Below are 12,773 nucleotides of genomic sequence, written 5' to 3'. Positions count from 1 at the left end.
CGCGTTAAACTACCTTGTTTGCGTGAAAGCGCGCATCAACCGCCCCTTGGGCGTTGCCGCCGTCAATGTCCCCCGATTGGCTTTGGGGACGGCCCATGCCAAATCCTCAATCGCGCGCTGCATCTGGTTGATTACCCAGCGGCCCGAATGCAGCATGCCGATCGATTGCGGCGCACCTACGGCGACGCGCACTGTCAGGGGTTGATCGCGATCATCCGTGAGGTGGAGACGTTCCATCATCATGTTGATCTCGATTTCCAGATCAGCGCTATCGAAGCCCTCTGCCATCCCCATGACGCCCGCGAAAGATCCATTCCCCGCATAAGACATGATGCATTCGCTGTTGCACATCGCTTTTAGGGTGCATTCGGCGACATCTGCGAGGATGTCGTGGAAGAGCGCCGGCGAGGCTTTTGCGTAGATATCGCCCACATCCGCAATCCGCAGCGCAAAGAGGCTCGTGCCCACAAACGACCCGCGCGACATTTGAAGCAGGTAGTTTTGCATTGCGAGATAATCGATCAGCCCGTCGACATCTTCCAATGCGATCGGCTCCGACAAGGGCGCGGCGAACCGTTTGTCGATCTGCGCCGTCAGCGCCAGAATTTGGCCCGCGCTATCATTGGCGGCGCGGCTCGCTTGAATTTGACGCTCGGCCATCTGGACGCGGGTCGTCAAATCCATCGCATCGAAAGGCTTGGTGATGTAGTCGGTCGCGCCTGCCAGGAAAGCGCGGTCGATGAAGGATTTTTCCGACATCGACGTCAGCATGACGATCGGCGTCGTGCGGTGCTGCGGCGCTTTGCGCAGCCAACCTGCCAGTTCGATCCCGTCAATTTCGGGCATCATAATATCAAGCAAGAAACAATCGAACGGAACCGTCGCGTTCGAGACCAATTCTGCGGCCTCGCGTGCGCTCGTTGCCGTTGTCACCGAAGTGTAACCGCCTGCGCGAAGCGTAGCGGCTACGATTTCGAGGATGAGTTCATCATCATCTACGGCCAAAATTTTCATTTCCAGTCTTCCTTTTCGATCGCCGCGTCGTGCGCCTGTCCTACGAGATGTTCCCCTCGCTCGCCTTAAAATTGATTCTCAGTTGGACCAAAATGAGGCACTCGCGCGTCACAATTGGACCGATTGCCCCAAAACACGTGTTTTGGCGTTTTAATCACGGCTGACGTTGGGGGATTGTTTCGCCGCTCATGATAGCAAAGCATTGAATCCTTGCGCTTTCGCCCCGCTAACAATGTTGCGATGCACTTGGAACGGGTGTACCTCAAGAGAGCCTCGATAGAAGATTGAGGGGATGGCTTCGGAAAGGGTTTCTGCGTGAGACAAGATTCAGTGCCTTTCCGGATCGCGCAGATCGCGGCCTTTTCCCTTTTATTTTGTGCCGTCAGTTTGACAGGCATCTTATTGACGCCCTCCGCCGGCTCAAACCTGCTGATTTTACGCGGCAGTGGCGTTGCAATTGCGATCTTGCTCATCGTCGGGCGCGAGCTTTGGCCCGCAATTTTTATTGGCTCGTTACTCAACAGGATCATTCTGATCCAGCTTGGCTATTGGGATTTTTCCACCGCGTTCGATGTCGCGGAGACCCTCGTCTTGGCGATAACGATGACCGCGCAGGGGCTGTTGGGCAAAACCCTTATCCGTGAGTTTTGTGGCTATCCGATACGCCTGCGCGGCTGGCGGCATCTCGCCTCCGTCATGTTCATTGCCATTCCGGCGAGCTGCATTCCCGTATCGAGCGTCGGCATCGCTTTTCACGTATTTGCAACGCGGATCACGCCAGATGATGTTGGTTTCTATTGGCTCGTCTGGTGGCTTGGCGATGTCATCGCCATCAATCTCGCCGTTATGGCGGCGGTGTTGGGGCCTTGGTTGGGGCCAACGAATGCCTTTTGGCGCGGCGCGCCCATCCCGCGCTTCACCACGCCTGCGCTGCTGTACGTGACGCTTTCGGTGGCGGTGTCGCTGGGGGCATGGTCCTATGTTGCACGGCTCGGAAATGAAGCGCAGCGATCCCAGTTTAACGCCGCCCAGCACGATTCCGAACAGGCTCTCCGACATCGGCTGTCAGTGATTGAACTGGCCGTGAACAGTGGCGTCGGGCTCTTCCGCGCGTCTGGTTTGGTGACGGCGCCGGAATGGAACCGGTATGTGAAAACACTCAACCTGTCAGATGCGAATTTTGGCATCCGTTCAATGGGATTCATTGAACCCGTTGACCGGGCGGACTTGGATAAGTTTCTCGAAGACGCGCGGCGGGAAGGGGTGCTCGGGCTGGAGGTAACGCCGAAGGCCAAAGACGGCCCGATGTTCATTATCAAATATCTTGAAAATCTCGAAAACGGGAAATCTGCCCTTGGCGTGGATATTTCCTTCGAAAAGGAACGCTACCGCGCCGCGATTTCTGCGCGCGACACGGGAAAAATTGCGCTCACACCGCCGATCGATCTGATTCCGGTCCATAATCAAGGCAAAGGCTTCCTGATGCTCGCGCCGGTCTATGCGGGGCTGGCCCAGCAGCCCGAAACTGTTGAGGCGCGCCGCGCGAGTTTCATCGGGTGGGCCTATGCGACGTTCAATGCTTCAAGCGTGTTATCGGATTTGACGATCGGGCAGGACGACGATCTGGTTATCACCGCATATCACGGCGATGCGACGACGCCCGACGAGGCATTCTACGTCAGTGAAGCGCAGGAGACGTCAAATCGGCGGGCCCAATACCGTATTGCCGAGACGTTCGAGGCCTACGGCGAAACATGGACGATCGTCTGGGAAAGCACCGCCGCGCTTGAGGATCGTCTGTGGACGATGAAACCCGCAATTGTTCTTATCGGCGGTGTCTCGTTCTCGATCCTGCTCGCGGTTTTCTTGATCAGCCTTGCTCAGCGCGAAGAACTCGTGCGCGGTATCGTCGTGCAGCGCACGCGCGAACTTGCGACGCAGGTCGATGAGAACCGCTCGATCATCGAGACCGCCGTGGCAACCATCGCCCTGTTAGACGGGCGCGGAAATCTGTTGCGCTATAACGACGCCTTCGCGCGACTTTTGGTCAACGATGGCGTGAACGCCGTCGGATCGCATCTGTCGACCCTGCTGAACGGGCAGATCAACGACTACTTTATTCATGCCGCGGGCGCGGACGTGCCTTCCCCCTATCGCGGCGAGGTGCGAACGCTGTCGATCCTCGGGAAGCCCTTGATCCTCGATGTGCAGATCATTCCGTGGAAGAATAGCTATGGCGAGCGGCGATTCACGGCCGTGATGCGGGATACAAGCCGCTATCACGCTGCCGCCGAACAGCTGCGCAGCACGCAGCGCCGGTTGGAGCTCGCGTTGAACGCGGGCAAGATCGGTGTGTTCGATTTCAATCTGCGCACGCAACATGCAATCGTCTCGCGCACGTGGTGCGAATTGATGGGCGTTGAATTCGACGCCTTCGCAGATCCGCAGAGCCAATGGCTCGATCGCGTTCATCCCGATGACATGGCCCATATTCGGGCCGCCGACGAAGCCTGTATCGAAGGCCGGTCCGCACGATCTGTCTCTGAATACCGTGTGCGGGCGGCGGGGGGCGTTTGGCGCTGGATGCGGTCGGAGATGACGGGCGAAGAGCGCGACGAAAACGGGCGCGCGTGGCGGATGATCGGCCTTATGACTGATATCACCGACCAGCATCAGGTCGACGAGTTGAAGAACCAGTTCGTCGCAACAGTGAGCCATGAGCTGCGCACGCCTCTGACATCAATCAACGGTTCTATCTCGCTTTTGTTGAATGCGATGTCTGACGGCATTCCGGAGACAGCGAAGCGAATGTTGCAAATCGCGCAGAAGAATTGCGACCGGTTGATCTTGCTCGTGAATGATATTCTTGATCTCGAAAAGCTTGAGAGCGGCCAAGAGAAGCCCGAACTCACCTTGGCTGATATCGGTGCGCAGGTCGAACGGGCCGTGCAGGTCAACCAACCCTATGCCGCGCAATTCGATGTGACCTATACAATCAACGGCGATCTTCCATCGGCAAATGTTCTGATTGAAGAAAACCGTTTCCAACAGGTTATGACAAATCTCCTTTCCAATGGCGCGAAATTCTCTCCCGTTGGTGGGGTCGTCTCTGTCGAGGTCGTCCAAGAGGGCGAGCAGATCGTGATCCGTGTCACCGATAACGGCGAAGGCATTCCGCCGCAGTTCCACGACAAGATTTTCAAACCATTCTCCCAAGTCGATAGCACTTCTATCCGCAAACGTGAGGGCACGGGCCTCGGGCTGCACATCGCCAAACGCACCATCGATCAAATGGGCGGTGAAATCGGCTTCGACTCCGAGCCGGGCGTAAAGACGACATTCTGGATCAAGGTGCCGCTGCAATCTGGAACGGTTCCCGCGCCCGCCGACCCCGATCTGGCGCCCGATACCTCGGATCTCGAGACGCTCCGCATTTTGCATGTTGAGGCGGATCATGACGTGGCGGAGGTGCTTGCCGCCGCCTTTGCGCCCTCTGCGGAACTTGTCCACGCGCATAACGATGAAGCGGCGCGCTACATGCTCTCGCTGGAACCCTACGCGATGGTGATTTTGGGGCGCGATACCGGACGTCCTGCCGAACAGGCGTTGCTGGATCAAATCATCACCTTGCAGCCCAACGCGAAAATCGTCGCGCTGACCTCGAACGAGGGGCCGCGCCCTGACCCAAGGCTTGTGGTGCATTTCACAAAATCCAAGATACAACTTGAGGATGTGGCGAAGCAATGCCTTGAAATCATATGGAAAAATAAAGATACGTGATGGCGGTCGGGTTGAATATCCGGCTGCCCGCATACCGTCGTTATCGTGCCATACATTTTCCTTATAGCTAAATCATACAATCCATATGTCCCGTTTTAAGGCGCCGAATTATAGGCGCTTTCGGCCCGCTTTTCTCTCATGAGAACGGCGAAATGTGTTGTACGAGGAAGTTCGATGTTTGATTTAGTGACTTATGCGCGGCTTATTATGCCCGATAGTGAAACATCAACCGACGTTGCGTCGGTCTTGGTGGCGTCTATGGTTTTGATGTCGTTGATCGCCTTTGAACGTCGAAAGACGCTTTCGCCGGCGGGCCGACGGGCGTATCAAGCCCCCATGCTCACGGCGCCCAGTCCAACCGACACAGTCGACACATATCCGCACCCGCAGCAAGACCCTGCCTACGGCATTCTGGCTGCGCTGCCCGACGAGGTCTACGTTATTGACGCGGCCTCGTTAGAAATTGCCTATCTCAATCCGGCGGCCTCCATGTCGAGTGGTCTTCGCATGGAAGACGCTGTCGGCAAGCCGCTGAATGCGGTTTTCGACGGATTCGATTTGCCCTCAATTCAAACGCGGATCGGGCGCTTGGTCGCGGGCGCGTCGCAAACCGAGCTATGTGAGGTGTCTCACGGAGATCGTCCGTTCGAGGTGAAGCTCGCGCTCCAACCCTTCCCGAATGCGCAGCCAAGGATTATCGCGGCGATGCGCGATATATCCGAGCGCAAGCGTGCAGAGCAGGAAATGGCGGATTTCGTCAGCACCGTCAGCCATGAGCTGCGCTCGCCAATGACCTCTGTAAAGGGCGCGCTCAATCTGATCAGCTCCGGCGTGGCGGGCCCGATCACCGACCGTGCCGAAGCGATGGTTGATATGGCGCAGCGTAACGTGGATCGTTTGCTACGACTGATCAATGATGTGCTTGATTTGCAAAAGCTGGATGCGGGCATGATGGATATGTCCTTGGAACGCGTTGATGTTTTGGCGTTTTGCCAAGATGTGATTGTGGCGAATGCGGGATATGGCCACGAGTTTGGTGTCGGCCTGTCTTGCTCCGGCCCGCGCGAGCCGATCTACGCCGCAATTCACCGTGACGGGATGACGCAAGTTTTGACGAATTTGCTCTCGAACGCGGTCAAGTTTTCGCCGCAGGGACAATCGGTTGAACTGATCGTCGCGCGGCACGAAACGGGTGTGCGTTTGTCCGTCACGGATCACGGCATCGGGATTCCGCCCGAGGCGCATGACAAGCTCTTTGCTCGGTTTGTTCAAGCCCACACGAAAATCGATCGCCAGCGGGTGGGGACGGGCCTTGGCCTGAATATCGCCAAGACACTTGTTGAAAAACATGGCGGAAATATCGGCTTCACAAGCGAAATCGGGGTGGGGACCACTTTCTTCATCGACTTGCCGACCGAAGATGTAACACTGTCACCTGCATCGCCATAGCTGGCCTGCGCGGAGCGGGCGTTCAAGACCTTGAGGAGGGATCATGAGCAATAATCCGAAGGTCGTCCATGTGGACGACGATCCTGATATCCGCGAGATCGCGCGCATCGCGTTAGAGCTCGTGGGCGGGTTGGAAGTTGTTCAGTTCGTCTCCGGACAAGATGCGATAGAGGGGGCCCGTGAGGCGGCGCCTGATATTTTGCTGCTCGATGTGATGATGCCAGGGATGAACGGCGAGCAAACGCTCGCGGCGCTGCGCGCCTACCCTGAATTTGCCGAAACGCCAGCGATCTTCATGACCGCGAAGGCGCAGAATTCGGATGTTGATAAGCTGATCGAGGCTGGTGCAGTCGCTGTGATCGTGAAGCCGTTTGACCCGATGACGTTGGCTGGCGAATTGCTCGGCATATGGACCCGTCTGAAAGCAGGTCAAGCGGCGCAAAGCACCGCTTGACCTTTGTTTCGCGCCTCACTCCGCCCGATCCGCAGGGCGGCGTGTCAGATGCTCCGATCCGCCCAGCCTGCGAAGGTTTTTTCCAGCGCAACGACGATATAGTAGAGCACGATCCCCAAAAACGCTAAGGCGATGAGCACGGCGAACATCAGCGGGTAATCCGAATTGGTTTTGCCGCTGTCAAACAACGCCCCCAGTCCGCGCCCATGCGGCGAGACGATTTCCATCAGGTTGGTCCCGATAAAGGCGAGGGTCACGGAGACTTTCAACGCGCCGAAGAACTCCGGCAAAGTCTTGGGAAGGGCGATTTTCCAGAAAGTCGTCGCCTGTGACGCGCCCAGTGAGCGCAAAATGTCGCGGTATTCTGGCTCCAAGGTCGACAGGCCCAGTGATATCGACACCGCAATCGGGAAGAAGCTGATCATGAAGGCGATCAGAACGGTGTTGAAATCGTGCCATCCGACAAACATCAAGGCAACGATCGGGACGACGGTCGCCTTCGGGATCGCGTTAAAGCCAACCAGCAATGGATAGAGCGCGTCGCGCATCGTTCGCGAAAAGCCCATGACCATTCCGAGCGCGGTGCCGAACACAACCGCGAGCAGTAGCCCCGCAATGGTGCGCCACAAAGTTTGCCACCCCATAATCAGGAACAACGACCAATGTTTTTCATAAGCGGGCAGAAGGTCACTCGGGGAGGCCATCTTGTAATTTGGCCAGCCCATGACCCAAACGAGCGCCTCCCAAAGGAGTAAAAACACAATCACCGCGGCGGTGGGCACCAGAACTTTCTGGGCATTCATCTTTGCGCTCATGCTGCCGCCCCTTGCGGCGCACGGCCTTGCGCGATTTCGATCTGGTGTCGCAGCGTGTTGAGCATGGTCGAAGCTTCCGGCGTGTAGAGATGGTTGAGCGTGCGCACCCCTGTATCCGGAATGTCGAGGGTGAACTGCGTGCGCGCAGGGCGGCCCGACAGCACAACAACCTGATCCGCGAGGAAAATTGACTCCCGCAGATCGTGGGTGATCAACACGCCCGTGAAGGGCTCCTCGGCTTTGATCCGGTGCATAATTTGCCACAGATCCTCGCGGGTGAAGGCGTCCAGCGCGCCGAAAGGTTCATCCAGAATAAGCACTTCGGGCGAATGGATCAGCGCGCGGCACAGCGAGGCACGTTGCTTCATCCCGCCCGAAAGTTCGGAGGGGCGTTTGGATTCGAAACCTTCCAAACCGACCAGCGCCAAAAGTTTGCGCGCGCGCTCCTCGGCTTGGGATTTGGTCAGGGAATGCGGCACGATTTCCAACGGCAAGAGCACGTTTTGCAGGATCGTCCGCCATTCCAGCAAAACCGGATTTTGAAAGGCCATCCCGACATTCGAGCGTGGGCGTGTGACGCGTTCGCCGTGAACGCGCACTTCGCCCTCATCTGGGATCAGCAGCCCTGCGACCAATCGGGTCAGGGTGGATTTGCCGCAACCCGATGGGCCAACCACCGCGACAAACCCGCCTTCGGGAACGGCGAGTTCCAGCCCACCCAAAACGGGCAGCGGGCCGGAGGCCGTGCGGTAGGAATGCCGCACGGCTTTGAGTTCAATCAGGTTTTCCACACTCATTCCGCCAGTTTGAAGCCGCCATCGGGCAGATAGGCATCCGTGAAATAGGTGGCGGCATCTGGTGTGGTCGCGAAGTCATAGGTGGTGGCGATTTGGGTCAAGGCCGTCTCCATCCGATCTGCGTCAATAATGCCGAAGCCATTGGCTTTTACCCAATCCGTGGCGACGTTATCCTCGATCGAGAGTTCCAAGCGGCGCTGTTCCAACTCGGCATCTGCGGCGGGGTTGCGCTCGATCAGCATTGGGATGACGGATGCCGGATCGGCGATCGAGGCTTTCCAGCCTTCGGCGACACCTGCGAGGAAGCCTTTGATTTCCTCGGGGTTCTCGGCCGCGTATTCGGTGTTGACGATGATGACGTTGCTATAGAGCTCGACGCCATAATCGGCCATCAGGAGGGTGACGAGGTCTTCTTCCGGTACGCCAAGGCGCGCGGCGTTGAGATACGAGGTAAACGAGAAGCCGGTGATCGCATCCACCGCACCCTCCGCGAGCATCGGTTCACGCGTTGGGAAGCCAACGGGCTCGACAGTGATTTTGGAGACATCGAGGTCGTTCTCGGCGGCGAAGATCGGGAATTGCGCCCATGCGCCATCCGGCGGCGGGGCGCCCAGCTTTTTGCCTTCCAAGCTCTTGGGAGTATCGATGCCTTGCGATTTCCGACCAATGATCGCGAAGGGAGGCTTGTCATAGACCATCATCGCCCCGATCACGGGCGCGCCTGGGTTTTGATCGAGGAATTTGATGAGGCTGTTGATATCGGCCATCCCCACGGGGAAGGCGCCGGTCGCCACTTTCGGGATCGCGTCGAGCGACCCGTTGCCGGCTTCAACGGTGACGTTCAAATCATGCGCTTTGAAATAGCCGTTGTCGATTGCGGCGAAGTAAGGCGCGGCAGGGCCCTCGAATTTCCAATCCAGCGCGAAGGGCATTTGCGTCTCCGCGTAGGCGGCGGAGGTGCCGAGTAAGGCAATCGAAAGCAGTGAACGGTAGAACATAAAAGGGCCCCCTGTGAGCATCGTGATATCGGTCTGCCTCAATCATAGGCATTGCGGGGCGGCGTGAACCAAGGGGAAGTGGCGGCAAAACAAGGGGGATGTCGAAAGCTGTAATCGTTTGGTCAAAAAATAGACAAGAGGCATAAAAATGATGCGGCGAAAGGTTTGACGCCCCCAGATTAGCCCCGAAAATAGCGCAACAAACTCATGCCGGCATCCGAGAGATCCGCCACACGGGCGAGGATATGTTCTGGCGCGAGGCCTGCGGTGTCGCCTTGCGTGAGGGCAAGCCGATCAAGGAGTTTCATCAGGCGTCGGCGGTGAATCCCGAGCACGGCTTGTACCGGATCCGCGAGGAGCCCCGCGAATGTCGTGATGAGCGACGCAATCATGGCGAGTATGACGCCGGTCAGCACAACGAAAGAGACGGGCATTGAGACGGGAAATATGCCGTACCAAATGCCGCCAAGCCACGACCCCAAGGGAAATCCTGTGACGGCGGAGGCGTGCCCGACGTAGGTCGACACGGTGGGCGCGAGAGACGCGATCCCCGGTGTTGGGGTCCCGAAGAGGGCGTAGCCTGTCAGGAGCACGATGAGTGATGTCGTGATTTCGGCCACTGCGGAGCGGACGGCGGTATAATCGTCGATCAGCTTGCGGCTACGCTCGGTCAAGGGTGCGCCTTGCAATAGGTCCTGCGCGATCTCGGCCTCAAGGCGTTGCGCAACACTCGTTTTTAAAAACAGGCGCCGCCCGAGCAACCAAGCGCCAAATCGTTTGAGCTTGGCGAGACGCGCGAGCAATGCCACCAAAGCCATCAGCAAAAAGACCGGCGCTAGAAGCACGTTTACCGGGGCGCGCAGCAGATCCCAGCCGATCGCCGCTCGGTGCAAGTCAAACGCGCCGCGCGGGTAAAAGTGTCGGCGGACGAACGCGTCCACCTTGTGCTTCACGGCTTGAGCCGCATCGGTATGAGACGTGTCCATGGTCACTGCCAGTTAGGGACGAGGATCGCAGTATCGTTCATTCGCACGGCTACGAAAAGGGCCCGCCATGCCAAGACATGGCGGCGCCGGATTTTATTGTGCGGGATGCATGTTTTGGCGGCGGTTGCGCAGCGCAATGACGAGTTCCACCAGCGCGAGCAAGATCATGCTGAGCCCGACGAGCGGGAAGAACACGCCCGCGACAACCGACATGACCAGCAATGTGCGTGGAATCCGCCAATCAGATGGCATCGTCGGTGTGCCGAGCGCGCCGGCGGGGCGGCGTTTCCACCACATCAGCCCGCCCGCAACCGACATCGCCACCATCGCGATGCAGGCAAGTGTGAGGATGATCTGGTTGGCGAGGCCGAAAGCTTGGCCCATATGCAAGCTGATGCCCCATTCGGCGGCTTTGCCGAAGGTCCCCAAACCGTCCAACCCGACATCGAACAAGATCTCGCCGCTGTATTGATCGATGTGGATCACACGCTCAAACGAGATATCGTCGGGGTAAACCGAGGCTGTGAAAACGCCCTCGGGGGAGGATGGCACATTGAGGGCGTAACCCGGATGGATGCCAGCGTCCTCGACGATCCGGACGACTTGATCCAACCCCGCCGGAACGCCTTCGGATGTGGTCGAATTCAGCATCGGCTGTTTTTCCATGATCCACGCTGTTTTATCCAGCGCCTCGCCCAGCGGGACGGTCGAGGATGGGTATTTCCCCCAATACCCGTCTGGCATCCCCATGCCCATCGCGTAGGTAATATCGTAGAATTTCCCGCCCCAAACCGAGGACCATGGCAGGCCCGTCAGCGCGAGGAACACGATGAAGCCTGCGGTGTAGATGCCGGTGACGGCGTGGAGATCGCGCCAGAAGCCGCGCCCCGTTTTGCGTTTGATCGTGGTTGTGCCAACATTGCGTCCGCGCGGCCACCAAAGGTAGACGCCCGATGCAACGAGCAGGATCATCCACCCAGCGGCGGCCTCAATGAGGCGGTTGCCGAACCAGCCGATATATTCAAGGCTATGCAGCTTGCGTACGATATACATGAATTTGGAGCCGGAAGGCCCGGCATCCCACAGCGTCCCCAGCACCTCCGCAGTGTAGGGGTTCACGTAAACGATGTCCTTGCCGCCGTCCGAATTGACGATTTTGACTTGGGCGGAGGCGTCAGGCGCGGCGGGGGGGAGGTAGCTGTGCAGGCGGCCTTCATGCGCGGCGAGCGCGGCGGCGGTGAGGGTGGAGGGGGCTTGCGTGCCGCCGTCTTGCGGCGTGACGATGCGCAGTTCCGGTTGGAAAACGGCATTCACCTCGTCTTTGTAGAGGTAGATGCCGCCCGTTACGGCAAGCAAGATCATGAACGGCAGGACGATGAGCCCTGCGATAAAGTGCCAGCGCCAGACGGCGCGGTACAGCGCAGAGCTTGGCGCTGCGCGGGTTGGGGTGGTGGTCATTGTGACTCCGAAAACAGAAAGTGAGCCGCTGGTCGCACCCCTATTGAGCCCGGTCATCGGACCACGGAAGCCTCAGGCAGGGGAGCAGCGGGCAAACATCGCGCGGCGCTCGGCGCCACCGCGACAGGACATCGGGAGATCAGATCACAATGGGGGGAGCGCGCGCGAAGCCGGTGGAGCGGGCAACCTGCCAGCGAAGTAGCAGATCGCGTTGCAATATCGGCGTTGCATGGAGCGCCAGTCGTGAGATGCCTTCAGGAACTTTCGCCGTTTGGGTGGCGGGAAGCTGATGACAAAACGGGCAGCGATGCTCGTGGTGCGGATCAATCTGGCCGCACAGCTCAAGTTCGGTGCTGCCAAATACGCTGAGAACGACGGCGCGCGCTTCGCGGTCTCTGTCCGGTGTCATCGACACGGTGGACACAACGCTGGACGCCGCGAGGAGAATCGCGAGTGTTAGAGTTGCTAAAAAGGGTGCGATGCGCCGAAACATGGCGGCATGTAGCCCAATGTTAACGCCGTTGTGAAGGGGGATTGGCGCGCAATGCTTCCCCGCGGGGAAGGCCGGTCAGCCTTTTTTCCGGCGGACGTAGAGCTCCATCCGGTGGTGCACGATTTCATAGCCGAGTTCGGCGGCGATTTCCATTTGTAGGCGCTCGATCTTGTCGGAGCAAAACTCGACGACCTTGCCCGTTTCAATGTCGATCATATGATCATGGTGATCGGATTCGGCATGTTCGAACCGCGCGGAGGCACCGTCGAACTGATGGCGGTGGATCACGCCTTGCGTCTCGAGTTCCGTCAGCGTGCGATAGACCGTCGACAGGGAAATTCCCGGCGCTTCGATTTGCGCGCGGCGTTGCAGCTCGTGGGCGTCGGGGTGATCGTTCGACTCGGCCAGCACCGCGAGCAGCGCCGCGCGTTGCCGCGTGATGCGAACGCCCGCCGTCTTCAGCGCGCCTACGAGTTGGTCAATGCGATGTGTGTCTTGCGTCATCCCTCTGATCTAGCGCGATCCGAGG

Annotated in this window: 11 protein-coding genes; 3 read left to right on the top strand and 8 right to left on the bottom strand. The window is 58.5% G+C overall.

Annotated features, from left to right (window positions below; all coding sequences use genetic code 11):
* Positions 1–9: 9 nt before the first annotated feature.
* A complete protein-coding gene (locus SJY32_RS01050; protein WP_376870583.1) occupies positions 10–1,014 on the bottom strand; it encodes a PleD family two-component system response regulator in 1,005 nt (334 codons plus the stop codon).
* 315 nt (positions 1,015–1,329) lie between these two features.
* Between SJY32_RS01050 and SJY32_RS01045 the strand changes: the two genes are divergently transcribed.
* The 3 genes from SJY32_RS01045 (at position 1,330) to SJY32_RS01035 (ending at position 6,697) form a co-directional block, all read left to right on the top strand.
* Entirely contained in the window at positions 1,330–4,794 is a 3,465-nt protein-coding gene (locus SJY32_RS01045; RefSeq protein ID WP_376870580.1) for a CHASE domain-containing protein, read from the top strand.
* 174 nt (positions 4,795–4,968) lie between these two features.
* Positions 4,969–6,243, top strand: a complete 1,275-nt coding sequence (locus SJY32_RS01040; RefSeq protein WP_376870577.1) for an ATP-binding protein — start codon at positions 4,969–4,971, stop codon at positions 6,241–6,243.
* A gap of 43 nt (positions 6,244–6,286) precedes the next feature.
* Positions 6,287–6,697: a response regulator gene (locus tag SJY32_RS01035; RefSeq protein ID WP_376870575.1), complete on the top strand. Its 411-nt coding sequence runs from the start codon at positions 6,287–6,289 to the stop codon at positions 6,695–6,697.
* Between the two features lie 44 nt (positions 6,698–6,741).
* Here the strand turns inward: SJY32_RS01035 and SJY32_RS01030 are convergent, their stop codons facing one another.
* The 7 genes from SJY32_RS01030 to SJY32_RS01000 form a co-directional block, all read right to left on the bottom strand.
* Positions 6,742–7,500: an ABC transporter permease gene (locus tag SJY32_RS01030; RefSeq protein ID WP_376871029.1), complete on the bottom strand. Its 759-nt coding sequence runs from the start codon at positions 7,498–7,500 to the stop codon at positions 6,742–6,744.
* Between the two features lie 8 nt (positions 7,501–7,508).
* On the bottom strand, positions 7,509–8,309 hold the full coding sequence (locus SJY32_RS01025; protein WP_376870573.1) for an ABC transporter ATP-binding protein: 801 nt from the start codon (positions 8,307–8,309) through the stop codon (positions 7,509–7,511).
* On the bottom strand, positions 8,306–9,307 hold the full coding sequence (locus SJY32_RS01020) for an ABC transporter substrate-binding protein (RefSeq protein WP_376870570.1): 1,002 nt from the start codon (positions 9,305–9,307) through the stop codon (positions 8,306–8,308). Before SJY32_RS01020 ends, SJY32_RS01025 begins: the two co-directional genes overlap by 4 nt.
* A gap of 179 nt (positions 9,308–9,486) precedes the next feature.
* Positions 9,487–10,293 (bottom strand): DUF6635 family protein, encoded by an 807-nt coding sequence (locus SJY32_RS01015; protein ID WP_376870568.1) that lies wholly within the window; start codon positions 10,291–10,293, stop codon positions 9,487–9,489.
* A 93-nt stretch (positions 10,294–10,386) separates the two neighbouring features.
* Positions 10,387–11,751 (bottom strand): PepSY-associated TM helix domain-containing protein, encoded by a 1,365-nt coding sequence (locus SJY32_RS01010; protein WP_376870565.1) that lies wholly within the window; start codon positions 11,749–11,751, stop codon positions 10,387–10,389.
* A 139-nt stretch (positions 11,752–11,890) separates the two neighbouring features.
* Positions 11,891–12,244: a hypothetical protein gene (locus tag SJY32_RS01005; RefSeq protein WP_376870563.1), complete on the bottom strand. Its 354-nt coding sequence runs from the start codon at positions 12,242–12,244 to the stop codon at positions 11,891–11,893.
* 75 nt (positions 12,245–12,319) lie between these two features.
* Positions 12,320–12,748: a Fur family transcriptional regulator gene (locus tag SJY32_RS01000; RefSeq protein ID WP_376870561.1), complete on the bottom strand. Its 429-nt coding sequence runs from the start codon at positions 12,746–12,748 to the stop codon at positions 12,320–12,322.
* Between the last annotated feature and the right edge of the window lie 25 nt (positions 12,749–12,773).

The sequence above is a fragment of the Albirhodobacter sp. R86504 genome, assembly GCF_042466415.1.
Classification (GTDB): Bacteria; Pseudomonadota; Alphaproteobacteria; order Rhodobacterales; family Rhodobacteraceae; genus Albirhodobacter.
This window is presented reverse-complemented; position numbering and strand designations above follow the sequence as displayed.